Below are 24082 nucleotides of genomic sequence, written 5' to 3'. Positions count from 1 at the left end.
TGGTCCGCTCACCGCTACAGCTCGGAGGGGGCTTCGCCGCGGTAACGGAACCTGCCGCCCTCGACCTGGTGCAGGAAGATGCCCCAGCCGGCGAACGTGCCGTCCTCCGGCTTGAAGGAGAACTCCTTGGTGATGCCCTTGTAGTGGCTCGCGCGCAGCAGCTTCACGAGTTTCTTGCGGCTCGGGGGACGGGCGGAAACCCGGGTGCTCTTGGCGTTCGTGGCCTTCAGCAGCTCCTGGATGACGAGGTTGACGGTGTCGTACGCCTCGGCTGCGTAGTAGCCGGGCGCGGCGTCGTAGCGCTTGCGGAAGGCCGCGGTGAAGGCCTTCGCGGCCGGTACGGCGGCGGGGTCGACGAAGGACGCGGTCATCAACCAGCCCTCGGCGGCCTCCCCGGCCCGCTCCAGGAACTCCGGGTCGATCACGGCCTGCGAGGCGAACCGCGGTCCGTCGAAACCGGCCGCCGCCAGTTCGCGGGCCACCCGGGCCGCGCCCGGCGTGTACCCGGCGTAGACGAACGAGCCGATCCCGGCCCGCAGCATGTCGGCGACGACGGGCCCCATGTCCTCCGTGCCCGCCGGGACCACCCGGGGGTAGGCCGGGCGGCCCAGACTGCGCATCATGGTGGCGTTGATCCCGGCGGACTCCTGGGCGTACGTCTGCGCGGTGCGGTCCTGGAGCAGGCCGGGGCGCAGCGCCGGTGCCCGCTCCGTGGCCTTCGTGGCCTTCGTGTGCTTCTTGAGATAGACGCTCATGGGGAGGGAGAGGGCCGCGTCGCTGGGGCGGCAGTGCACGAAGGACCGGTACTCCTTCGAGGTCAGGAGCAGTCCGCCGGCCGAGACCGACAGCAACGGCAGCAGGGCCTCGTCGTACGTGCCGAGGACCGCGCGGGCCGCCTCGTCGCTGGTGGGGCCGAGCACGGCGAGCACCTCGGTGTCCCCGATCAGCTTCTTGGCCGCGCCCGGCGCCCGCCCCGCGCTGCCACCGTCGTCCACGGTCCGCAGGGCGAGCGGGAAGGGCTTGTTCTTACGGGAGTTGTACTGCTCGACCGCCAGCCGGGCGCCCCGCACCTGCGCCTCGCCCGCCGTCCGGGAGGAACCGCTCAGATCCGCCTGTACGCCGATGGCCCAGCGGCGGGTCCCCGACGTACCCGGGTTCTCGTCGCGCAGGGCCGCCCAGGCCGCCGCTCCGCCCGCGGCCATGAGCACCGCCGCGCCGGAGGCGAGGAGCAGCCGTCGGCGGCCGGGCGACGCCGGTTCCGCGTCCTCGGAGCCTGTGCCTGCGCCCACGCCCGTGCCGCCCGTGTCCGGAGCCGTGTCCGTGTCCGGCGTTCCGGCGGCCGTCGGCTCGATGTCGGGGAGCGCCAGCATCTCGGCGGAGCGGTCGGCGATACCCCGTACGACGTCCTCGGGCAGCCAGGCGATCTGCTCGCCCCGGGGGATCGCGTCCTCGACCAGCAGGACCGTGTCGATCTGTTCGGCGGTCGGACGGTCCGCCGGGTCCTTCGCCAGGCACAGGCGCAGCAGCGTCAGCAGGCCGACACCACCGACACCACCGGCGGGACCGGTTGAGTCGGCGGAGTCGGTGGAGTCGTCAGGGACGCCGGACAGGTCGGGTTCGTCGTGGACCGTGCGGTAGAGCAGGGCGTCCGCCGTACCGGTGCCGAACGGCGGGCCGCCGCTCGCCGCGTACGCCAGCAGACAGCCCAGCGAGAAGATGTCGCTCGCCGGGCCCACCGCCGCACCGCGCGCCTCGGCCTGCTCGGGGGAGAGGAAACCGGGCGTCCCGACGACCAGGTCGGTCGAGGTGATCGCGGTCCCGTCGGTCGCCCGGGCTATCCCGAAGTCGATGAGGCGGGGGCCGTCCATGGCGAGCAGGACGTTGGCGGGCTTGACGTCGCGGTGGACCAGCCCGGCCGCGTGCACCTCGCGCAGCGCGGCGGCGAGCATCCTGGCCAGGGCGAGCACGCTGCGGGTGGGCAGCGGGCCGTGGCGGGCGACCGACTCCTCAAGCGAGGGGCCCGGTACGAAGGCGGTGGCCAGCCACGGCTCGTCCGCGTCCGGGTCCGCGCCGGTGACCGGCACCGCCCACGGGCTGCTCACCCGGCGGGCCGTCTCGACCTCACGGCGGAACCGGGCGCGGAAGTCGGGCTCGTCCGCGTACTCGGACCGGACGACCTTGACGGCGGCCAGGGCGCCGGCCTCGGTGCGGCCGAGGTAGACCACGCCCATGCCGCCCGCGCCGAGCCGGGCCAGCAGCCGGTGACCGCCGATCCGTGCGGGGTCGGTGGGGAGCAGCGGACCGCTCATCGCGGCGCCTCCAGTTCGGTCTCGACCCGGCTCAGCATCTGGCCCGCTCCCTGGCGCAGCGCGGCGTCGATGTCGTCCTGGGAGCGCCCCTTGGCACCCCGGCCGACGACGGCCACGGTGACCTGGCCCAGACGGCTCTGCACCCAGTAGTAGTAGTGGGGGCCGCCGAGTTCGTCGCTGTAGTACTTGCCGCCCTCCGTGAGCGAGTCCTCGGAGGTGAAGTTGGCCAGCAGACCGTAGGCCGCGCCCTGCGAGAGCAGTCCGGCGATCCGCTCGCCCTGGCGGAGCTGCTGGTCGGGACAGCGCAGCGCTTCCTCCAGCATGCCGGCCATCTCCCAGTCGGCGTCCTTGACGGTCCGGTGCACGCTGACGACGGCGGTGACGCGGATCGGGCCCTTGCCGCCTTCGGCGGGCAGTTCACTGTTGCGGGTGAGGCTGGCGAGCACCGTCGCGGGCAACGACTCGCGCTCCCACACACAGTCGGAGTCGAGTACGGGCCAGGAGCCGGGGTCGCTCTCGTACGGGCTGCGTCGTACGAAGTCGGGGCCCCAGTTGGTGGGCGTCGCCGCGACCGCGCGGGCCAGACGCAGGCCCTCCGCGCGGGTCTTCGGCACACGGCCGGGATCGGGGGTGAACCCCAGGGACGTGGCGCTCGCGCTCGCGCCGGGGGCGGGACCGGTGGTGTTGGTGTCGGTGCCGCTGTTGGTGTCGGCGTTGGTGCTGGTGCTGGGGGCCGGGCTCGGGGGTGAGCCGGAGCGGGTGGGTTCGGCGGAACCGTCACCTCCGGTCCCCGAACAACCTCCCAGGCCCCCCAGTAACAGCCCGGTGGCCAAGACACCCGTGAACAACCGCACGGGTCTCCGGTATCCCATCAGCGCCCCCATCCGCACGCGCGTTCCCCGCGCTCCCCGCTGGGAGGGTACCGACTATGCCCCCGGGGTACCACGGGCGTGCTGGAGTCCGTATGGCGGCTCCTGGGGGCGGATCCTGTATAACGGCAGGAGGCCATGGGGCGCGGAGAATCCGCGGATCATGGCGGATCGTGCAGAACAGAGCGGATCATGGCGGGCCGTAGCGGAACAGCGGGGAGGGAGCAGTCGATGACACGGACCTGGGCGCAGTTGAAGCCCGCCGTCCTGCTGCTCGTCCTCCTTCTGCAGGTGGCGCTCCTGGACACCGGCAGCCTCTCCGGAGCCGTCGCCGTCACGTTCGCGGCGACCGCCGCGGCCGGGTCCGCGCTCGCCGCCTGTTCCCTGATCTCCTCGCGCCTCGCGCCCGCCGTGCCCCGGACCCGGGTCCGTACGGCCATGCGCGACCGTGAGCAGCGCACGGCGTTCCTGCCGCAGCGCGATCCCGACGCCCGGGGGCGTAGGCGTCCCCGAGCCCCGGGCCGGTCCCTCCCGACGGCCGCGTAGGGATTTCTCCAGCCGCTTCTCAGCTGCTTCCCAGCCGCTTCTCAGCTGTTCGTCAGCTGTTTCGCCGTGCCCTTCGCGGGTCGTCATGCCGACGCACGTCACGTCTCACCTCGACGCACGTCACGTCACGTCTCATCACCTCGGCATCGACGCACCACGAGACCCACGGAGGGCTCACCCATGTCCGGCTTCTCCTCTCTGTTCTCCCCCTTCATGTCCGCCTTCGCGAGCCTCGTCGAAGGGCTCGCGGATCTGCTCGGCCCGCTCTTCCACGACTCGGCGACGGCCGCCGCGATCGTCCTGTTCACCGCGTTCGTACGCCTCCTCGTGCATCCCCTGTCGCGGGCCTCGGCGCGCGGGCAGCGGGCGCGGGCGGCGCTGCAGCCGCGGATCGCCGAGCTGCGCGAGAAGCACGGCAAGAACCCCGAGAAGCTGCAGAAGGCGGTGCTGGAACTGCACGCCGCGGAGAAGGTGTCCCCGCTGTCCGGGTGCCTGCCGAGCCTCTTCCAGCTGCCGGCCTTCTTCCTCCTCTACCACCTGTTCTCCAACTCCCGGATCGGCGACGAGGCGAACTCCCTGCTCGACCATCAGCTCCTCGCGGCGCCGCTGGGGGAGCGGTGGGCGGACGCGCTGGGCGACGGCGGGGTCTTCGGGGCGCAGGGGCTGGTGTACGTGGGACTGTTCGTGATCGTCGCCGTCGTCGCGACCTTCAACTACCGCCGGACGAAGCGGATGATGGCGGCTGGGGCGGCCACCGGGGCGGTCGGGGCCGCGAACGGCGCTGGCGCGGGTGGCGGGTTCCAGGACGGGCAGCAGCAGGTGCCGGGGCTCGGGGCGATCACCAGGATCATGCCGCTGATGTCCTTCTTCACGCTGCTCACCGTCGCGTTCGTGCCGCTGGCCGCCGCGTTGTACGTGGTGACCAGCACGACGTGGAGCGCGGTCGAGCGGGCGGTGCTGTACCGGGACATGCCGGGGGCTGTGCCGGCCGCCGCGGTGATGGGCTGACGGGCGCGGGCGCCTTGTGGTTCCTTAAGGTTCCTTACGGTTCCTTACGGTTCCTTGTGGTTACGGTCCAGTCCGTGAACCGGGTATTGCGGAGTGGACGCCGACCTTGGAGGATCGACCAGTCCTCCGATGGCTGCACCCATCGGTCGGCTGCCCGCGATCAAGGGAGACACTGCTCATGAAGCTGCTGCGAGTCGGTACGGCGGGGGACGAGCGTCCCGCGCTGCTCGATGCCGACGGAGTCCTGCGGGACCTCTCGGACGTCGTGCCGGACATCGACGGGGCGCTGCTCGCCGACGACGAGGCGCTCGGCCGGATCCGTACCGCCGCCGAGGCCGGGGAACTGCCCGCGCTCGACGCGGACGGGCTGCGGGTCGGGCCGCCGGTCGCCCGGATAGGCAAGGTCGTCTGCATCGGCCTCAACTACCACGACCACGCCAGGGAGACGGGGGCCGAGCCGCCTGCCGAGCCGGTCATCTTCTTCAAGGCCGCGGACACGGTGGTCGGGCCGCACGACACGGTGCTGGTGCCGCGCGGCTCGGTCAAGACCGACTGGGAGGTCGAGCTGGCCGTCGTCATCGGGCGTACGGCGCGGTACCTGGGCTCGCGCGAGGAGGCGCTCGCGCATGTCGCCGGGTACGCGGTGGCGCACGACGTGTCCGAGCGGGAGTTCCAGATCGAGCGCGGTGGGACCTGGGACAAGGGGAAGAACTGCGAGACGTTCAATCCGCTGGGGCCGTGGCTGGTGACGGCGGACGAGGTGCCGGATCCGCAGGCGCTCGGGCTGAAGCTGTGGGTGAACGGGGAGTTGCGGCAGGACGGCAGTACGGGCGATCAGATCTTCTCCGTGGCGGAAGTGGTCCGGTACGTGAGTCAGTTCATGACTCTCTATCCCGGGGATGTCATCAATACCGGGACGCCTGCGGGGGTTGCGCTCGGGATGCCCGAGCCCAAGCCGTTCCTGCGGGCGGGGGATGTTGTGGAGTTGGAGATCGAGGGGTTGGGGCGGCAGCGGCAGGTTCTTGCCCCGGCGTAGTCGTCCACGAGGGCGTTTCACTTGGGGGCGGGGAAATGGGTGCGTTGTCGGCTGCGGCGGCGTCGTGGCTGGTCGCGCCGTTCCCCGCGCCCCTTGGGGGCTGCGCCCCCTCAAGGCAAAAGATTGCGCCGTTCCCCGCGCCCCTGGGGCTGCGCCCCCTTACGCGGTCAGGAAACGTGTCAGGGCCTCTACCACCATGGCGTGGTCCTCCAGTTGGGGGAGGCCCGAGACCACCACCGTGCCGATTACGCCCGCTCCCTGGACCGTGATCGGGAAGGCTCCGCCGTGGGCCGCGTACGTGTCGGGGTCCAGGCGGGAGGAGGCCTCGAACGTGGTGTCCTTGGCTCGGAAACGGGTGCCGACCAGGAGGGACGAGGCGGCGTAGCGTTCGACGACCCGGCGCTTGCGGTCGATCCAGGCGTCGTTGTCCTGGGTCGAGCCGGGGAGCGCGGCGTGGAAGAGCTGCTGGCCGCCGCGGCGGATGTCGATGGCGACGGGCGCGTCGCGCTCGCGGGCCAGCTCGACGAGGAGTGAGCCCAGGGCCCACGCGTCCTCGTGGGTGAAGCGGGGGAGCGTCAGCCGACGCTCCTGCTCCTCCAGTTCGGCGATGGTCGGGGCCGTGGCGGGCGTGGAAGTGCTCACAGGGTCACCGTCACGTTCTCGTGGGCCGAGCGGTACGCGGCCTCCAGGACGTCCAGCGCGGCGGCGGCCTCCAGCGCGGTGACCGGGTTCTCGCCGGTGCCGCGCAGGGCCTCGGCGACAGCGGCGTAGTACGCGGGGTACGCGCCCGGCACGGTCGGGACCGGGGTGCCGCCGCCGGTCAGCGGGGACTCGCCCGAGCCGACCCGGCCCCACAGCTCCTCCGGCTCCACGCCCCACTCCTTCTCGCCGCCCGCGACCGGGCGTCCGCCGTCGCGCAGGGTGGCTTCCTGGGGATCCAGGCCGTACTTCACGTAACCGGCCTTCGAGCCCAGCGCGCGGAAGCGCGGGCCGAGTTGGGCCGTCGTCGCGGAGGCGTACAGGTGGGAACGGACACCGTTCGTGTGCGTGATCGCGATGAACGTGTCGTCGTCGGCCTCGGCGCCGGCGCGGCGGACGACCGACTCCGCGTACACCGTGGCCGCCGGGCCGAAGAGGACCAGCGCCTGGTCGACCACGTGACTGCCGAGGTCGTACAGCAGACCTCCGATCTCTGCGGGATCGCCGGACTCGCGCCAGCCGCCCTTGAGTTCGGGCCGCCAGCGCTCGAAGCGGGACTCGAAGCGGTGGACATCGCCGAGTTCGCCCTCGGTGATCAGCTTCCGGAGTGTCAGGAAGTCGTTGTCCCAGCGGCGGTTCTGGAAGACGGAGAGCAGCAGACCGCGTTCGTCGGCCAGGGCGGCCAGCTCGCGGGCCTCCGCAGCCGCGCCCGCGATCGGCTTGTCGACGACCACCGGCAGACCCGCTTCGAGGGCGGCCCTGGCGATCGGGACGTGCGTCTTGTTCGGGGACGCGATGACGATCAGGTCCAGCTCGTCCGCGCGCTGCCAGAGCTCGTCGGGGGTCGCCGCGAACCGGACGCCGGGGAACTCGTCCCCCGCCTGCCGCCGCCGGTCCGGGTTCGCCGTGACGACCGTGTCGAGGACGAGGCCCTCGGTGGCGGTGATCAGCGGGGCGTGGAAGACGGAGCCCGCGAGGCCGTAGCCGACGAGACCCACGCGGAAGGGGCCCTCCCGGTGGGAGTCCGGTCGGCGGGAGTCCGGGCGGAGAGAGGTGTCAGAACCTGTGCCAGTCATGCCCTCCACTTAAACAACGCTGTTGCCAAAGTGCAAGCGCGGGGGACAATGGGGTGTGGGACGCGACGGGCGCACCAGCGCGGGGAGCGGCGTGGCGAGCAGTGTGTCGAGTGCGGAGGAGTACCGGGTGGCTGGGATCAGGGCCGCGGGATCGAGCGGTGCGGTCAGCGGGGTGAATCTGCTCTCGCTGCGCAGCCACAACGCCGCGCTGCTGCTCGATCTGCTGCGCGGGGCCGGGCGGGCCGGGATGAGCCGTCTCGAACTCGCCGAGCGCACGGGGCTGACCCCGCAGGCCGTCAGCAAGATCACCGCCCGGTTGCGCGAGGACGGTCTGATCGCCGAGGCGGGACGGCAGGCCTCCACGGGGGGCAAGCCCCGGACCGCGCTGCGGCTGGTGCCGGAGGCCGGGCACGCGGTGGGACTCCAGGTCGACCGCGACGAACTGCGCGCCGTCCTCGTCGACCTCACGGGCGAGGTCGTGGCGGAGCGCCGGGCCGCACTCGACCTGGGAGCCGGGTCGGAGGCCGTGCTGGACGTGCTCGTGGACGAGGCCCAGGTGCTGGTGGAGGGGCCCTCCGGCGCCGCCGTCCTCGGTGTCGGTGTCGCCATGCCGGGGCCGCTCGACCACACGCACGGCGTGCTGCACCGGGTGACCGGGTTCCCCGAGTGGGACGGGTTCCCGCTGCGGGACGCCCTGACGCGGCGGCTCGGGGTGCCCGTGGTGCTGGACAAGGACACGAACGCCGCTGCGCTCGGGCTGGCCGTCGGGGGCGAGGCCGGAGCTTTCGCGTATCTGCATCTCGGTACGGGGCTGGGGGCGGGGCTCGTCCTGGGCGGGGCCGTGCACCGCGGGGCCCGTACCGGGGCGGGGGAGTTCGGGCATCAGGTCGTCCAGCTGGACGGGCCGCCCTGCCCGTGCGGCAACCGGGGCTGTGTCGAGGTGCTCTGCCTCGCGGCGGTGGCCCGGGGCGACATCGACGAGGCGGCCCGTGTCCTCGGCGAGGGCGCCGCGAACCTCGTCGGGCTGCTCGACATCGACCTCGTCCTGCTCGGCGGACGTACGGTCACCGCGGAGCCCGAACGCTTCGTACGCGGTGTCGGCGCCGTCCTGGACACCCGTGCCCGGCGCGAGGGCGCGAGCAGCCCCGTACCGGTGCGGATCGCGCCCGGCGGCGCGCGGGCGGTGGCGGAGGGAGCGGCCCAACTGCTGCTGGCCCCGCTGTTCGGCCGGACACAGGACTGACCGCCGGTGCGGAAGCCCCCGCGCTCACCGGCCGGACACGGTGCTGACCGGCGCCGGGTGAGCCCCCGGTCCACCGGCCGGACACAGAACCGACCGCCGGTGCGGGAGCCGTCGCGTTCACCGGCCGGACACGGTGCTGACCGGCGGCGGGTGAGCCCCCGGTCCACCGGCCGGACACAGAACCGACCGCTGGTGCGGGAGCCTCCGCGCCCACCGGCCGGACACGGGGCTGACCGGCGGCGGGTGAGCCCCCGGTCCACCGGCCGGGCACAGAACCGACCGCTGGTGCGGGAGCCGTCGCGCTCACCGGCCGGACACGGGGCTGACCGGCGGCGGGTGAGCCCCCGGTCCACCGGCCAGGCACAGAACCGACCGCCGGTGCGGGAGCCCCAGCGCTCACCGGCCGGACACAGAACCGACCGCTGGTGCGGGAGCCCCCGCGCTCACCGACCGGGCACGGGGCCGGTCGGAAGCTCTCCGGTCCCCCGACCGGACGCACCTCCACCCTCCGACCGGACGAACACCCGCCCCCGAACGGCCCCCGCCCCGCGCGTCGGAGCCGGCACCCCGCAGCCCCGTGGCAGGCTCCCGTGTCCATGCGACTGAGCAAGCCCCTGTCTCTCGCCGTGACCGCTGCAGCCGCCCTCACCTCCGTGCCCGCCGCGCAGGTCTCCGCCCAGGCCCTGCCCGAGGCGGGGCCCACCTGTGCCGCGTCCGGGAAGCGGGAGTTCCCCGTCCGTACCCGGATCCACGGCGGGCCCGACGCCTACGAGGCCGGCGGCGGATTCCGGGTCTGGTACATCGACCTCACCAACACCACCGACGCCGTCTGCGAGAACGTCCACCCGGTCGTCGTCCTGGTGGACAAGAAGCGGGCGTTGCGGCCTGAGCAGCCGCGCCTGGAGTTCTACGACGGGGACCGGCCCCGCCCCGTGGTCTTCGAGCGGACCGACGAGGACGAGCACATCGGCGTGCTCGGTTCCGCCGGACCCCGTTCCGCCGGGCCCCGTTCCCCCGGGCCCGGCTCCTCGGCGCCCGGTTCCGCCGAGGAGGACGACTTCCCGGGGTTCACCGTGGCGCCCGGCAGGACCCTCTCCGTCAAGGTGCGGCTCGCGGTCACCTCGGACGCGGTGGCCAACGACATCGTCGCCAACGCGGCCGTCGTGCAGCGGCACCAGGACGACGGCGCCTGGGTGGGCCAGTCGAACGACTACCGGTTCCGCATCGTCGGGGGCGTGGCCGGGGGCAAGGAGACGGGCGAGACGGGCGAGACGCGCGGTGACACGGGCGTCCGGGAGCGGGACCGGCGGGGTGCCGCCGACGGCGTACCGGACGGGCTGCCGTTCGCCGACGAACTGGCCGGTACGGGGCTTTCCACGCCCCGCGCCCTCCTCGCCGCGGCCGGCGGCGCGCTGCTGCTCCTGGCCGCCGGGGCCGCCGCCCTGCTCGCGGCCCGCCGCAGACGCTGAGCCCACGACGCGCCCCCGCGCCCTCCCCGTCGCCCCCTCCCTCGTCCTCCCGCCCGCCCCTCCTCCAAGATCCAGCGGATGGCTAGGCTGGGGGCGTCGGCACACGGTGGTGACCGGCGACGCCGGCGCACCCGCACGGCTCACGCAGAACGCGTACGGCAGGAGACGGCACATGGCAGAGCGCAAGCCCATCGAATCGTGGCTCACCGACATGGACGGGGTGCTCATCCACGAGGGCGTGCCCATCCCCGGCGCCGACGCCTTCATAAGGAAGCTCAGGGACTCCGGGAAGCCTTTCCTGGTCCTCACCAACAACTCCATCTACACGGCCCGCGACCTGCACGCACGCCTGCGGCGGATGGGCCTGGACGTGCCCGTCGAGAACATCTGGACGTCCGCCCTGGCCACCGCCCAGTTCCTGGAGGACCAGCGCCCCGAGGGCTCCGCGTACGTCATCGGCGAGGCCGGTCTGACCACCGCGCTGCACGACATCGGGTACGTGCTGACCGACCACGACCCCGACTACGTGGTCCTCGGCGAGACCCGTACGTACTCCTTCGAGGCGATGACCAAGGCGGTGCGGCTGATCAACGACGGCGCCCGTTTCATCGCCACGAACCCCGACGAGACCGGCCCGTCCGCCGAGGGCGCGCTGCCCGCCACCGGCGCGGTCGCCGCGCTGATCACCAAGGCGACCGGCAAGCAGCCTTACTTCGCGGGCAAGCCGAACCCGCTGATGATGCGGACGGGGCTCAACACCATCGGCGCGCACTCCGAGACCAGCGCGATGATCGGCGACCGCATGGACACCGACGTCCTGGCCGGTCTGGAGGCGGGCATGGAGACCTTCCTCGTCCTCACCGGTCTCACCACGAAGGCGGAGATCGAGAAGTACCCGTACCGCCCGTCCACGATCGTCGACTCCATCGCGGACCTCGTCGACCGCGTCTGAGCCGCCCGCACGGCCACGCGTACGAGCCCCCGTACGAGCCACGTACGAGCCACCCGTACGGAGCAGTGGGCCCCCCTCCCCGGATGCGCCCGCCCGGCCCGCGGAGGACGCTCCAGATGTCTGGAGGTTCACGATGGGTTCACTGCGACTCGCTCTCTGTGCCGGTGCGGCGGCTGCCGCCGCACTCGTCCCCACGGCGTACGCCCCCTCTGTGTTCGCGGCCGACGGAGGTGTCCGGGTGACTCCGGGGTCCCCGGCTCCCGGCAGCGACATCCGGCTGCGGGTGCGGGGGTGCACCGGCATGACCGGCACCGCCGCGTCCGCGGCGTTCGTCGCCGACGCGCAGCTCACCGGGGCCCAGGGGGACCTCACCGGCGAGACCCGCGTCCGCTCGACGCTCGACCCCGGCACGTACGACATCAAGGTCACGTGTGACGGCTTCGAGCACAAGCTCAAGGGCACCGTCACCGTCGCCGACAAGAAGCACCGCGAGAAGCAGGAACAGCAGGAGAAGCAGAAACAGCAGGAGAAGCAGGAGAAGCAGGAGAAGCAGAGGCAGCCGGACCGTTCGGCCGCCGCTTCGCCCGCCGCGCCCGCGTCCCCCGTCGCCCCCGTGCACGCGGGCGGTGGCGGTACCTCCCGGCTCGCCGCCGCCGAGGCCAGGTCGGAGGGGCCCGGCACCCGGCACGCGGTCGTCGGTCTCGTCCTGGCCGGAGTCGCCGCCGTCGCCGTGGCCGTCAGCAGCGCCCGGCGGGGCCGCCGCCGTACGGACTGAGCGGCCATGTCACCACGCACGCACCCGGACCACCGGGAACACGTGGCGAGCGGCGGCCGGCTCCTGATGGGAGTCGCCTGGGCGCTGCTGCTGCTCGGACTGTGGCTGTGGGGCCGTGAGTTCACCGACGTACGGCAGGGCATATCCTCGCCGACCACCGGAGACGTGGCGGCGGTCGGACGCCCGCTCGGCGTCGAACTGCCGCCCGCCCTCCGGCCGCTGGGCAACGCGCGCCCCCAGCGCGTGGACGTGCCCGCACTGGGCGTACGGGCCCCCGTGGTCAGCCGCGGCCTCGACCCGGGCGGGGCGATCGATCCGCCGCCGTACGGGCGGCCGGGGACGGTCGGCTGGTACGAGGACGGGGTGCGGCCCGGGGCGGCCGGGACCGCGCTGCTCGTCGGGCACGTGGACACCGAGACCCGGCCCGCGGTCTTCTACCACCTCAGCGAGATACGGCCGGGCGCGGTGGTCCGGGTGGTCCGGGACGACGGCACGGTCGCCGAGTTCACCGTCGAGGACGTACAGGTCTTCGCCCGCGACCGCTTCGACGCCCGGAAGGTGTACGGGGTACGGCAGACCGGGCGCGCCGAGCTGCGGCTCATCACGTGCGGCGGCTCCTTCGACCGCGCCAGCCGCACCTACACGGCGAACGTGGTCGTCTCCGCGTACCTCAGCGGCACCGGTCACCACACCGGTCACCACACCGTTCACGGCAGCGCCCGTTGAGCGGTGGCAGGCGGTGGCAGCACCGGCCCGGTCGACGACCCGCTCCCCCCGGAGCCGTCGACCGGGCTGGTCCTCGACCGTGCGCGCACGGGCTGCGGGAGTAACCCGGCGACCGGCACGGGAGGTTCAGGGTCCCATCCGCGGGCAGGCGGACGGCCGGACAGCCGGGGGCCCGGGCCGTCTGAGACGACTCTAGAACGGATGAGCGTTCCGGCCTAGGGGCTGAATGACGCCAAGTCCCGCCGCGGTGGCACTGTGTTATCCGTGCAGGTGGCCGCAGCGTCCGGACAGGTTCCCGGGACCCCGCGGCCACCCGGTCGTTCAGCGCTGTAACAGCTGGCCGACAAGGCGTGACTGTGCTCGTGGGTGGCCCGACACGTATGTCAGGATTGGTGCTTCGGACGGGGCACCCGAGGGGGAGTTTTTCGATGTACGGGAGCAGGGGGGCCGGGGCAAGGGCGTCCGTGGCGGTGGCCGGAGCTGTGCTGCTGCTCGGGGCGTGTTCGTCCTCGGGCGACGGCGGCGACAAGGACAAGTCGGGCGCCAAGGTGAGCCAGCAGCCCAAGGAGAAGGACCCGTTCTGGGTCAACCCGGACGGGAACGCGGCCGAACAGGTCGCCACCTATGTGAAGGACGGCAAGGACGAGGACGCCGAACTGATCCGTACGATCGCCGAGCAGCCCACCGGTCAGTGGCTGACTCCGGAGAACGCAGAGCAGGAGGCGCGCGGCTTCACCGAGGCCGCTGCGGAGGCCGACCGGGACGCGCTCCTCGTCGTCTACAACATCCCGCACCGCGACTGCGGCCAGTTCTCCAGTGGCGGCGCCGCCGACGGCAACGCGTACCGGACCTTCATCGACCAGGTCGCCAAGGGCATCGGCGACCGGGCGACCACGGTGATCCTGGAGCCGGACGCCGTGCTGCACATGGTGGACGGCTGCACGCCGGACGAGTTCCACGAGGAGCGCTACGACCTGCTCCGGGGCGCGGTGGAGAAGTTCAAGTCGCTGAAGAACACGAAGGTCTACCTGGACGCGGGCAACGCGGGCTGGGGCAAGTCCGACGACATCGCCGAGCCGCTGAAACTGGCGGGCGTCGAGAACGCCGACGGATTCGCGGTCAACGTGTCCAACTTCTACAAGACGCCCGACAGCACGAAGTACGGCAAGGAGCTGTCGTCGAAGGTCGGCGGCAAACCGTTCGTGATCGACACCAGCCGCAACGGCAACGGCCCCTACACCGGCGGCGACCCGGAGGAGAACTGGTGCAACCCGCCGGGGCGCGCACTGGGCGAGTCACCCACCACGAAGACCGACGACGACCTCGTCGACGCCTATCTGTGGGTCAAGCGGCCCGGCGAGTCCGACGGCACGTGCAAGGACGGACCGAAGGCGGGCCAGTGGTGGCCGGAGTACGCGCTGAAGCTCGCGAAGGCGAGCAAGCAGTGACTGCTCGCAGGTGACGTGTACGCGGCTTGTGCATGGCTCGTAGGCGGCTTGTTACGTGACTGGGGGCGCCCTCCTCAAGCGGAGGGCGCCCCCAGTCACGTAACAAGCCGCCTACGTCAGGGGATCTTCACCCACTGGGCCTCGCTCGGGGTGCCCTGGCCGTCCGTCACGAACAGCATGTACCAGCCGGACTCGACGAGGTTGCGGCTCTTCGGGACGGTGACCTCGATGCCGTCCTTCGTCTTCTCGAAGTCCAGCGCGATCGACCGCTGGTCGACGTCGGTGACGTGCGTCGAGGCGCTCGGCCTGATCAGCCGGGCCGACTTGATCGACGAGGAGTGCTTCGACGTGAACGTCGCCGTCCCGCCGCGCTCGATGGTCTTGGGGCCGCCGGAGAGCGTCGGCCGCGCACCCTGGAAGAGGTACGGCGGCGTGTAGATCTCCACGCGCTGCTCGAACTTGCCCGGCTTGGTGTTGGCCTTGTCGGCGTAGAGCGAGTCCGAGCCGAAGAACATCACGCGGCCGTCGGGCAGCAGGATCGAGCCCGAGTGGTAGTTGCGGCCCACCAGCGGGTCGGCGACCCGCTGGAACTCGTTGGTCTTCGAGTCGTACATCCGCGCCTGCAGGATGTTGGTGTCGCCGCGCCCGCGGTAGTCCTCCGAGCCGCCCGAGACCAGCACGTCGTCGTCCGGGAGGATCGAGTACTGCGGATAGCGCGTGCCCTTCTCCATCTCGGGACCGTCGACGAACTTCGGGTCGTCGGCCAGCAGGTCGATGATGCGGGTCTTCTTGCTGGACAGCTTGGACTCGCCGACCCCGCCGCCGCCGATCACCATGTACTTCTCGTCCTGCGCGGGCGGCAGCAGCACCGTGCCCGCGGTCTCCAGGCGCTTCGGGTCGGACATGCCCTTGAGCTTCTTGAACTTGTTCGTCTCCAGGTCCCAGACGCCCGGGTCACGGCCGACGTCGTCGGGTCCGTAGCCGGCGTTCGCGCCCGAGTAGAACAGCTTGCCGTTCTGCATGAGCGAGATCGCCGGGTAGGTCGGGAACTGCCGGACGCCGTCGGTGTACGTCCACTTCTTGGTCTTCGGGTCGTACACCTCGTTCTTGCCCGGCACCAGCTGGCCGATCTCGTCCAGGCCGGAGAGGCTGAGGATCTTGCCGTCGGAGAGCGTGGTGAGCGTCGGGTACCAGCGCGCCTCGTTCATCGGGTCGACCTTGATGTACTTCTCGGCGACCGGGTCGAACTCGTAGGCGTCCCTGATGCCCTGGAAGTCCTTCTTGTCCAGGGCGAGCTTCTGCGCGATGCCGTACGTGTTGCGCGCGGCCGTGCCCGACAGGCCCTGCACGCGGTAGTTGTCCTGCGTGCCCGTCTCGTACTTGGAGCCGCTCTTCTGCGCCTCGACGTAGATCCGGCCGAGACCCGGTTCGTTGCGCAGGAACCTGCCGGTCGCCTTGTCGAAGACCTTCTTGGCGCGCTCGACGACGACCGGGTCCTTCGACACGAACGTCTTGCCGTTCTCCTTGCCCGAGAAGCGGGTGCCCGCGGGCAGGGTGATCGGCTCGTCCGGGTTCTCGTTGTGGACGACCATCAGACCGCCGGCCTTGGTGATGTCGCCCTTGAGCTTCTCGTAGCGCTTGGTGCCGCCGGCGATCAGCAGATTGCCGTTGGGCAACTGCGTGTGGCCCGTGCAGAACAGGTCCGCGGGCGTCGGGACCTTCTTGATCGTCTTCTTGACCGGGTCCCAGATACGGGTGTCGAACTTCTTCGCGTCGAAGTTGTCCTGGTTGTTTCCCGAACCGGCGATCAGCAGGATCTTGCCGGTGTGCAGCAGCGCGGCGTGAATGGTGTTCAGCCGGTACTTCTCGGGGAACTCGACTATGTCCCACTTGCCGTTCTCGGCCTTGTACTCAGGTCTGTTGATCTTGTACTCGTGGTACTGCTCCGACCCGAAGCGGTAGAGCGCGGGTCCGTTCATCCCGGCCAGCGCAAGCACCACCGCCGCACCTATCGCGATGCGGCGGGCACGGCGGCGGCTGGAACCGTCTTTCACTTCATTTCCCGTCTAACTCGACTGACTTGGCCGGCTCGGACCAGGCCTCGTCCCTGATCCGGCCCCCGGGGTGGGATACGCGGCGCGGCAGCCGCGTGTCTCAGTTCCCGGACGAACGGTGCTGTCCCCCGAGGGAGATCTGCGCGGTCTGGTCGTTGCCCCCGCCCGACGCCCAGCTCGGCTTGTGCTGGGGCGCGTGCTGCGGCGGGTGCTGCTGCCCGTGCGGGGCGGCGTGCTGAGGCGCCGGGGACTGCTGCGGCTGAAGGGGGATCCGGCTGTCGTACACGGGCGCCGGGGCGGCCGGGGGCTCCTGGGGGGAGCCGTGGCGGTGCTTTCTCCCCTTCTTGTCCTGCCGCATCATCCAGCGCCAGGCGAACATCGGGGAGGCCGTGATGAGCAGCGCGAACGTCGCCCAGATGATCATCGCCGGGTGGGCGTGACCGTAGACGAAGCCCGCGGTGATCGAACCGCTGAAGATCGCTATGAAGTACCAGTGGTAGCGGAACGTCCCGAACCAGGTGTCCGGGCTCGCGGAGTCGCCCTTCGGGGTCACCACGAACTTGCTCTTGCGGCGCAGCATCGAGTCGATGAGGGCCTTCGCGTACAGCGGCGCCGACAGCGCGGACATGATCATGCCCGCCACACCGCCGGAGCCCTCGGGCTCGTGCGGCGAGACGTTGTGGCGGCGGTTCCAGACGTAGAGGCCGATCTGCAGCGCCGAGGCGTTGCCGTAGAGCATCAGCCAGATCGCCGGGTCGATGTTCACACCCGAGGCGCCCAGGCCCAGGAACAGGGCGCAGCTCAGCGCGGCCAGGATCCAGTTGAGCGCCGACATCGGGTAGAAGATGATCATCATCGTGTAGTTGAAGAACTTACTCGGCGGCAGCGAGTAGGCGCCCTTCCAGTACTGCTTGAGGATCGTCTCGTACGTACCCCGTGACCAGCGCATCTGCTGGGTGAAGAAGTCCGTCCAGGCGTTCGGTCCCTCGCCGACCGCGAGGACGTCCGGGGTGTAGACCGAGCGCCACTTCTTGCCCGTCACCGGGTTCTTGTGGCGGTGGATCTCGAAGCCGGTCGCCATGTCCTCGGTGATCGAGTCGTACAGGCCGCCGATCTGCTTCAGCGTCCTGATGCGCACGGCGTTCGAGGTGCCCACGAACATCGGCGAACCGTAGGCGTTGCCCGCCCGCTGGATCAGCGCGTGGAACAGGAACTGCTGCGACTCGGCGGCCTTGGTGATGGGGTTGTCGTAGTTGCCGTAGACCTGCGGGCCGATCACGAAGCCGACGTCCGGGTCGCGGAAGAAGCCCAGCATCCGCTCCAGGTAGTTCGGCAGCGGTACGTGGTCGGTGTCGACGGAGGCGAAGAAGTCGTAGTGGTCGCCGTGCGCGTCGAGCCAGGCGTTGTAGTTGCCGTGCTTGGTCCTGGCGCGGTGCGGGCCCTTCTTCTGGTTCCACTTCGCGACGCCCTTGCGGGAGAAGTGGTGCACACCGAGGCGCTCGCAGACCGCCTTCACCTCGGGGTCGTCGCCCTCGTCGAGCAGCCAGACGTGCATGAGGCCGCGGTGGCGGATCCGCACCGCGGCTTCCAGGGTCTTCGTCACCATCTCCAGCGGTTCCTTGCCGGGCACGAAGGAGGTGAGGAAGGCCACTCTCGTGCCGGTCTCGGGCACCACCGGGATCGGGTCGCGGGCGACCAGCGTGGCGTGCGCGTTCGACAGCACGTTCATGCAGCGGAACAGCTCGATCAGACCGATCGAGACGAGCATCACCATGTCGAGCGCGGGCAGGAAGTCGTACGCGGGATAGTCCCGTTCGGTCCAGTGCGTGGGCTGCAGCAGCCAGGCCAGCAGCACGAGCGAAAGCAGCGGGGCCGCGCCCAGCATCAGGGCGGCGCGCAGCCGGTGCGGCTCCTGCGAGAGGAGCGTGCGGTACTGCACCTTGTACGGCTTGGTCGGGTCCGGCTGTGTGAGAGGGCCCGCGAGCCTGCTGTAGTGCTCGTAGTCGTATCTCGGCAGGTTCTTCTTGATTCTGCGGAAAGTGCCGGTCCGCGTCTGTGACGGCACCCTCAGCTGGGTGGTCTCGGACGGGTCGGAGTTCTGCCGGGCGCCCGTCGGCGTCGACGTCATGAGTCATCCCCCCACACGCGAGTTTCCACGTGCTCGTTGTTCCCTTCGCCGGCCGGTCCCCCTGAACCCGCACTGGCGTATCAACAGCAGGCCCCCGTCACCACATCATCCACACACCTTATAGACATGGCGGAGCGGCCTTCCGGTTGCATGATGCCCCCCTCGACATCCGTTCATTGACAGGGCCCCGATCCCCGCCTTCGCGCGCAACCGCTTTCATGCCCCCAACCGCTCTGTAACCGCAGCCTCTTCTTGCCCAGGGTTCTATGCGGTTCGTCATGATCGCAAGGCGCGAAACACGGTGTTTACCGGTCATACGCGCTCATTGGGGAGCCTGCTGGTCTCGCTCGGGACCGTTGCTGTCAACCGCGTGCGAATGTTGCCGAAGTGTTCTCTTATTGCGCCCTCGGCCCGTCCCGAGTCGCCGGAGCGCACCGCGTCGAGGATCTCCCGGTGCTGCCGGCAGGTGATCCTCGGATCCTGCGGAAGTTCCACGAGATCCGTGCGTACGCGGTGGAAGGCGTCCCAGAACGCCTCCAGGAGCTCGCTCAGGAGCAGGTTGCCCAGCCCCCGGTAGAGGGTCGCGTGAAAGGCGCGGTCGGTCTCGGCGAGACCCGCGCCGGCGGTGGCCTCGGCCTCCATGCGCTCGACGAGTGCGTCCAGAGCGGCCAGGTCGTCCGGCGGGACGTTGCCCGCCACCCGGGAGACCAGGCCGGTCTCCATCGCCTCGCGCAGCTGAAGGAGCTGCAGGAGGCTGTCCTCGCCGCGGTAGTGCCCGGCGACCGTGCGGAAGGCCAGGCCCTCGATCATCGGTGCCATGGACATCGGCCCGACGTAGGTGCCGAAGCCGTGCCGGATCTCGACGATGCCCATCGCCTGGAGAGCCTTGAGGGCCTCGCGCACGGAGTTCCGGCTGGCGCCGAGCAGCTCCATGAGGTCGGGCTCGGTCGGCAGTACGGCGCCCGAGGGCAGCCGACGGTCGATGATGAGCTTCTTGATCTGCTCCTGGAGGTCGCGCGCCATGGCGAGAGGGTAGCGGGCCGTAAGGGTTCGGCCCTACGCGAAGAGGCTCCCCGCTTCTCGCGGGGAGCCTCTTCGCTGCTTCTCTTGCTCTGCTTGTGCCTCTGCTTGTGCGCCGCCAGGGACTCGAACCCCGGACCCGCTGATTAAGAGTCAGCTGCTCTAACCAACTGAGCTAGCGGCGCGTGCCTCGTCAGGAATCCTAGCGGAACCCTGCGGGGGCTTTGACCGTGGTGTTGTCTGCGGGCCGGTGGGGGCCGGCCGCGCAGTTCCCCGCGCCCCTAAGGGCGAAAGGCAGGGGCGCAGCCCCTCCTTTCAGGGGCGCGGGGAACTGCGCGAGCAACCCCCACCGGCCCGCAGCCGAAATCGAACCCGCTCGCCGGAGGCGGTCGATACATCATTCGGACCGTCAACATGCGGCACGAGCGACAAGTTGCGAAACTGACGAACGTGCAGAAGCGCGGAAATCTCCAGCAGGACGACGACGGGAAAAGCATGGCCGTTCCGGCATTCGAGGAATTCGATCCCGAGAGCGACTGCGACTGCCCCGGATGTACACACTGGCGGCGCGTGCTGCCGCATTCCAGGACCGGCGGATTCGGCGGCCACCCGGCGGCCCTCGCCCCGACCCACGCCCCCGCCCACGCCCTCGCCCGGGCGGGGCGGACCCCCATGGCGTTGGCCCTCGCCGCGGCCACCGGCACGGTGCTCGGCGCGGCGGGCGCCGCCCCCGCCGTCGCCGCCGCACACGCCCCGCACCGGCCCGGCGCCCCCGCGGCCGACGACCCCGGCACACCGCAGGGCGGCACGGCCCCGCTGCACGGCCCCGGCGGCGTGCCGGCCAGGATCAAGGCGCCCCCGACGACCCGGGCCGAGATCATCAACCGGGCCAGGGAGTGGGTCGTCGCGCAGGTGCCCTACAACATGGGCGCGTACTGGTCCGACGGCTACCGCCAGGACTGTTCCGGCTTCGTCTCGATGGCCTGGAACCTCGGTGGGAACGAATGGACGGGCAGCCTCGACAAGTACGGCGTCAGAGTCGCCCAGGGCGATCTCCAGCCGGGGGACATGCTGCTCTTCCACAATCCGTCCGACCCCGAGAAAGGGTCGCACGTCGTGATCTTCGGCGGCTGGACGGATTACACGCAGAGCCATTACATCGCGTACGAGCTGACGCGCCCGCACGCCCGCAGGCAGGCCACGCCTTACGCCTACTGGAGCAATTCGGACCGCTATCTCGGCTATCGCTACAAGGGCCTCAAGCCGGAGCCCGGCAAGGGCGGCACGGGCACGGGCGCCGGGACCGGTAGCGGCACGCCCGTCACCTCGCCCGCCACGGCCCGCTATCCCGGCGCGTCCGCCTTCGGGCCCGGTGCGAACAACGCGTACGTCACCCGGCTGGGGCGGATGCTCGTCGCACGGGGCGCGGGGAGCTTCTACACCTCGGGGCCCGGGCCGCGCTGGTCGGACGCGGACCGGCGGGCGACCCGGGCGTTCCAGCAGGCGCAGGGCTGGAGCGGGGCCGACGCCGACGGGCTGCCGGGGCCGGCGACCTGGTCGTACCTCGTGAACGGGAAGGGCCGGGACGTCCGGGCCGCGAGCGGCGGCGGCCCCGGCACCCCCGTGAGGCCCCCGGCCGGCGGTGTCGCCTCGCACGGCGTCCCCGGCTATCCCGGCCGGGCGGTGTTCCGGCCCGGCGCCGACAACGACCACGTCACCCGGCTGGGGAGGCAACTGGTGAAGAAGGGATTCGGCAAGTACTACACGCGGGGCCCGGGACCGCGCTGGGGCGAGGGCGACCGGCGCAACGTCGAGGCGTTCCAGCGCGCGCAGGGGTGGCGCGGCGGGGCGGCGGACGGTTACCCGGGTCCGGAGACCTGGCGACGGCTCTTCGACACGCCCTAGCGCCCGTCTCTCACGGCGGTTCGTTCTGCACGGCGGTTCTTCCTGGCGCGGAGGCGCGGAGGCACGGAGGCACGTATGAGTACGACGACCACTTCACACTCCCCGGAGTCCGAGGGACCGGCCCAAGCGAGCGGACGCGACACCGGCGGACGCGACACCGGCGGACGAGAGGCGGGTGGCCGCGGAGCGCGGGTCATCCACAACGAGGCGACCACCGAGATCCCGGTCCACCTGCTCTTCCGCGACGAGCCCGAACCGGTCTCCGTGGCACTGGCGCCCGCGGTGGTGAGCCGTCGGCGCGGTACGGGCGAGCAGCCGCGGATCGCGCGGCGCGCTCCCGCCCCGCTGCGGCCGAGGCCCACGCCGGAGGTCGACCCCGAACTCGTCGAGCGGCCCGCGCGCGTACTGCCGGGCATGGCCGGAGTGCTGGCCGGCGCCGTCGGTGCGAGCGGTTGCGTCCTGGCGTCGTGGTGGGCGGGCGTCCTGCCGCCGCTCGCCGTGGACGCGCTGGGCCTGCCGGCGCACACCGGTGCCGGGCTCGGCGGACCGCAGTGGGCGGCGCTCGCGGGATGCGGGGCGCTCGCGCTGTTCGGGTTCGGCGGGCTGGCCCGCGGCCGTACCGGACGCGCCTGGGTGCTCGGCCTCTTCGGCCGCTACCGGGGCACGGTCCGGCGCACCGGGCTCATGTGGGTGAACCCGCTGGTGCTGCGCCGCCGTATCGATGTACGGCTGCGGCACTGGCGGAGCGAGGCGATGCCCGCGGTCGACGCGAACGGGGTCGCGCTGCGGGTCGTCGTGCTCGTCGTCTGGCGGGTGCGGGACACCGCCCGCGCCGCGCTCGGCGTCGAGGACCACCAGCTGTATCTGCGCGAGTGCGTGGAGGCGGCGCTCGCCCGGGTGCTCGCACAACTGCCGGCCGATCTCTCACCGAACACGCCCTACGGGCCGAACCCGTCGGGCGCGGCGGACTCGGCGACCCTGCGCAACACGGAGGCCGTCAGCGACTCGCTGACCCGGCTGGTGGCGGCGGAGGCGGCGGCGGTCGGTCTGCAGGTGTACTCGGCGCAGCCGCTCGGGGTGGAGTACGCGCCCGAGATCGCCGCCGTGATGCAGCGCCGCCGGATCGCGGCCCTGGACGCCCAGCACCGCGACAAGGTGCTCACCTCGGTCGTCGACTCGGTCGAGGACACGGTGACCCGGCTGACCGTGCGCGGTCTCGTCGAGCTGGACGACTACGAGCGCAAGGCCCTGGTGAAGGACCTGACGGTGGCGTTCTATACGGGTCATGGAGATCGATGACCCCCGCACCCCCGTCCCGGCCGCCGGCCCCGAAGCCTCCGCCACCGACCCCCGCACCCGCACCGTCGCCGGCCTCGCCGCGGACGCCTGGAGCCTGACCGAGGGCACCCCGCGTGCCGTGCTGGGCCTGGCGGGGCCGCCCGGTGCCGGCAAGTCCACCCTCGCCCGCGCCTTGGTCGCGCACCTCGGGGAGGGCGCCGCCTATCTGCCGCTCGACGGCTTCCACCTCTCCAACGCCCAGCTGGAACGCCTCGGCCTGACCGCCCGCAAGGGCTCCGAGCCGAGCTTCGACGTGTGGGGGTACGTCGATCTGCTGCGCAGGGTCCTCGACGAGACCGTCCGCGACATCTACGTACCGGACTACGACCGCACGCTCCACGAGCCCGTCGCCGCGCGGCATCTGGTGCCGCCGGCCGCCCGGCTCGTCGTCACCGAGGGGAACTATCTCGCCTGCGATCTGCCGGGGTGGCGGGACGCGTACGTGCTCATGGGGGAGTGCTGGTACGTGGAGGCGCCCGGGGACGTGCGGCACAAGAGGCTGGTGGAGCGGCAGTTGGCGGGTGGGAGGGACGAGGCGCAGGCGCGCGACTGGGTGGCCACCAACGACGACCCGAACGGCCGGCTGGTGGAGGAGTCGCGGGACCGGTGCCACCGGGTCCTCTCCACGATTGGTATGGACCCCTCTCGCTTTTGACGTGGACTTGATATGGACACAGCCAAGTCGTGGCAATAATCTGGTACTTGGTCTAGACCTGAATCATCGCCTCAACTTCAGTTTCGTCTTCACCTTCACGCATCGCGATGCGCACGCACGGCTCACGGAACTTCCCCCACGTTCTCCAGGAGCGGCAGCATGCGAGAAACTTCCCCACCCCGAAAGCGGCTCAAGTGGTACGCCGCCGCCGTCGGACTCGCCACCACCGGAGCGATCGTCCTCTCCAGTGGCGGGGCCACCGGCCACGGCTACACCGATCTCCCCGTCAGCCGGCAGAAGCTCTGCCAGAACGGCGCCGTGGCCAACTGCGGTGCCATCCAGTGGGAGCCCCAGAGCGTCGAGGGCTCCAAGGGCTTCCCGGCGGCCGGGCCCTCGGACGGGCAGATCTGCTCCGCGAACCACACCGAGTTCGGCGCGCTCGACAAGGCGACGACGCCCTCGGGCGGTGCCTGGCCGACGACGAAGGTCAGCGGCGGGCAGAGCTACACCTTCCGCTGGCAGTTCACGGCACGGCACTCGACGACCGACTTCAAGTACTACCTCACCAAGAGCGGCTGGAACCAGAACGCTCCGCTGACCCGGTCCGCGCTGGACACCACCCCGTTCCTGACCGTCCCCTACAGCGGTCAGCCCCCGGCGACGCTCTCGCACAGCGGCACCCTGCCGTCGGGCCGGAGCGGACACCACGTGATCCTCGCGGTGTGGACCATCGCCGACACCGGGAACGCGTTCTACGCCTGCTCGGACGTCACCTTCTGAGGGACCGCAGGGCCACCCCCCACGGGTAGGTTCCACGCACGTCGGC

The 24082-nt window shown here is 71.3% G+C and carries 20 protein-coding genes and 1 tRNA gene; 13 read left to right on the top strand and 8 right to left on the bottom strand.

From position 1 onward, the window contains the following. Positions 1-14: 14 nt before the first annotated feature. Both ACH4DZ_RS07700 and ACH4DZ_RS07695 read right to left on the bottom strand, forming a co-directional pair. Positions 15-2309, bottom strand: coding sequence for a bifunctional serine/threonine-protein kinase/ABC transporter substrate-binding protein (locus ACH4DZ_RS07700; protein WP_398286026.1), 2295 nt, complete (start codon positions 2307-2309; stop codon positions 15-17). Further along, on the bottom strand, positions 2306-3181 hold the full coding sequence (locus ACH4DZ_RS07695; RefSeq protein WP_398286025.1) for a hypothetical protein: 876 nt from the start codon (positions 3179-3181) through the stop codon (positions 2306-2308). Before ACH4DZ_RS07695 ends, ACH4DZ_RS07700 begins: the two co-directional genes overlap by 4 nt. A 228-nt stretch (positions 3182-3409) precedes the next feature. Here ACH4DZ_RS07695 and ACH4DZ_RS07690 point away from each other — a divergent pair, with 228 nt between their 5' ends. The 3 genes from ACH4DZ_RS07690 (at position 3410) to ACH4DZ_RS07680 (ending at position 5768) form a co-directional block, all read left to right on the top strand. Next, the gene (locus tag ACH4DZ_RS07690; RefSeq protein ID WP_385838299.1) at positions 3410-3724 is read left to right on the top strand and encodes a DUF6412 domain-containing protein; all 315 of its coding nucleotides are present in this window, start codon (positions 3410-3412) and stop codon (positions 3722-3724) included. A gap of 213 nt (positions 3725-3937) precedes the next feature. Then, positions 3938-4732: a YidC/Oxa1 family membrane protein insertase gene (locus ACH4DZ_RS07685; RefSeq protein ID WP_398286234.1), complete on the top strand. Its 795-nt coding sequence runs from the start codon at positions 3938-3940 to the stop codon at positions 4730-4732. 178 nt (positions 4733-4910) lie between these two features. Continuing rightward, positions 4911-5768, top strand: coding sequence for a fumarylacetoacetate hydrolase family protein (locus ACH4DZ_RS07680; protein ID WP_398286024.1), 858 nt, complete (start codon positions 4911-4913; stop codon positions 5766-5768). Between the two features lie 159 nt (positions 5769-5927). Here ACH4DZ_RS07680 and ACH4DZ_RS07675 read toward each other — a convergent pair whose 3' ends face one another. Both ACH4DZ_RS07675 and ACH4DZ_RS07670 read right to left on the bottom strand, forming a co-directional pair. Further along, positions 5928-6410 carry a heme-degrading domain-containing protein gene (locus ACH4DZ_RS07675; RefSeq protein ID WP_398286023.1) on the bottom strand — a complete coding sequence of 161 codons (483 nt, stop codon included), beginning with the start codon at positions 6408-6410 and terminating at the stop codon, positions 5928-5930. Further along, a complete protein-coding gene (locus ACH4DZ_RS07670; RefSeq protein WP_398286022.1) occupies positions 6407-7543 on the bottom strand; it encodes a Gfo/Idh/MocA family oxidoreductase in 1137 nt (378 codons plus the stop codon). The genes ACH4DZ_RS07675 and ACH4DZ_RS07670 overlap by 4 nt, the downstream gene beginning before the upstream one ends. Before the next feature lie 127 nt (positions 7544-7670). Between ACH4DZ_RS07670 and ACH4DZ_RS07665 the strand changes: the two genes are divergently transcribed. The 6 genes from ACH4DZ_RS07665 to ACH4DZ_RS07640 all read left to right on the top strand — a co-directional run bounded on the left by ACH4DZ_RS07665 (position 7671) and on the right by ACH4DZ_RS07640 (position 14156). Beyond that, positions 7671-8786, top strand: coding sequence for an ROK family protein (locus ACH4DZ_RS07665; RefSeq protein ID WP_398286021.1), 1116 nt, complete (start codon positions 7671-7673; stop codon positions 8784-8786). A 626-nt stretch (positions 8787-9412) separates the two neighbouring features. Beyond that, positions 9413-10255: a hypothetical protein gene (locus ACH4DZ_RS07660; RefSeq protein ID WP_398286019.1), complete on the top strand. Its 843-nt coding sequence runs from the start codon at positions 9413-9415 to the stop codon at positions 10253-10255. A gap of 172 nt (positions 10256-10427) precedes the next feature. Then, the gene (locus ACH4DZ_RS07655; RefSeq protein WP_107016032.1) at positions 10428-11207 is read left to right on the top strand and encodes an HAD-IIA family hydrolase; all 780 of its coding nucleotides are present in this window, start codon (positions 10428-10430) and stop codon (positions 11205-11207) included. Positions 11208-11340: 133 nt separating this feature from the next. After that, positions 11341-11982, top strand: coding sequence for a hypothetical protein (locus ACH4DZ_RS07650; protein WP_398286018.1), 642 nt, complete (start codon positions 11341-11343; stop codon positions 11980-11982). Between the two features lie 6 nt (positions 11983-11988). Next, positions 11989-12708 (top strand): class F sortase, encoded by a 720-nt coding sequence (locus ACH4DZ_RS07645; protein WP_398286017.1) that lies wholly within the window; start codon positions 11989-11991, stop codon positions 12706-12708. Between the two features lie 428 nt (positions 12709-13136). Continuing rightward, positions 13137-14156 (top strand): glycoside hydrolase family 6 protein, encoded by a 1020-nt coding sequence (locus ACH4DZ_RS07640; protein WP_398286016.1) that lies wholly within the window; start codon positions 13137-13139, stop codon positions 14154-14156. 116 nt (positions 14157-14272) lie between these two features. On the opposite strand, the gene ACH4DZ_RS07635 is transcribed toward ACH4DZ_RS07640, so the two are convergent. From ACH4DZ_RS07635 to ACH4DZ_RS07620, 4 genes are all read right to left on the bottom strand, one after another. Then, positions 14273-16210, bottom strand: coding sequence for a galactose oxidase-like domain-containing protein (locus ACH4DZ_RS07635; RefSeq protein WP_398286015.1), 1938 nt, complete (start codon positions 16208-16210; stop codon positions 14273-14275). 100 nt (positions 16211-16310) lie between these two features. Then, positions 16311-18338: a glycosyltransferase family 2 protein gene (locus ACH4DZ_RS07630; RefSeq protein ID WP_398286014.1), complete on the bottom strand. Its 2028-nt coding sequence runs from the start codon at positions 18336-18338 to the stop codon at positions 16311-16313. A gap of 312 nt (positions 18339-18650) precedes the next feature. Next, positions 18651-19361, bottom strand: coding sequence for a FadR/GntR family transcriptional regulator (locus tag ACH4DZ_RS07625; RefSeq protein ID WP_398286013.1), 711 nt, complete (start codon positions 19359-19361; stop codon positions 18651-18653). 108 nt (positions 19362-19469) lie between these two features. Next, a tRNA-Lys gene (locus ACH4DZ_RS07620) sits at positions 19470-19543 on the bottom strand. Between the two features lie 310 nt (positions 19544-19853). Between ACH4DZ_RS07620 and ACH4DZ_RS07615 the strand changes: the two genes are divergently transcribed. The 4 genes from ACH4DZ_RS07615 to ACH4DZ_RS07600 all read left to right on the top strand — a co-directional run bounded on the left by ACH4DZ_RS07615 (position 19854) and on the right by ACH4DZ_RS07600 (position 24036). Further along, complete coding sequence (locus ACH4DZ_RS07615) at positions 19854-21263, top strand: peptidoglycan-binding protein (protein ID WP_398286233.1); 1410 nt, start codon at positions 19854-19856, stop codon at positions 21261-21263. 75 nt (positions 21264-21338) lie between these two features. Further along, entirely contained in the window at positions 21339-22562 is a 1224-nt protein-coding gene (locus ACH4DZ_RS07610) for an SPFH domain-containing protein (RefSeq protein ID WP_398286012.1), read from the top strand. Continuing rightward, entirely contained in the window at positions 22549-23256 is a 708-nt protein-coding gene (locus ACH4DZ_RS07605) for a nucleoside/nucleotide kinase family protein (RefSeq protein ID WP_398286011.1), read from the top strand. The genes ACH4DZ_RS07610 and ACH4DZ_RS07605 overlap by 14 nt, the downstream gene beginning before the upstream one ends. Positions 23257-23415: 159 nt before the next feature. Then, a complete protein-coding gene (locus ACH4DZ_RS07600; RefSeq protein ID WP_398286010.1) occupies positions 23416-24036 on the top strand; it encodes a lytic polysaccharide monooxygenase in 621 nt (206 codons plus the stop codon). The last annotated feature ends 46 nt before the right edge of the window (positions 24037-24082 follow it).

Source organism: Streptomyces sp. NPDC017991, assembly GCF_044328075.1.
In the GTDB taxonomy this organism is placed as follows: domain Bacteria; phylum Actinomycetota; class Actinomycetes; order Streptomycetales; family Streptomycetaceae; genus Streptomyces.
The sequence above is the reverse complement of the archived record's forward strand: the minus strand, read 5'-3'. Positions and strand labels throughout refer to the sequence as shown.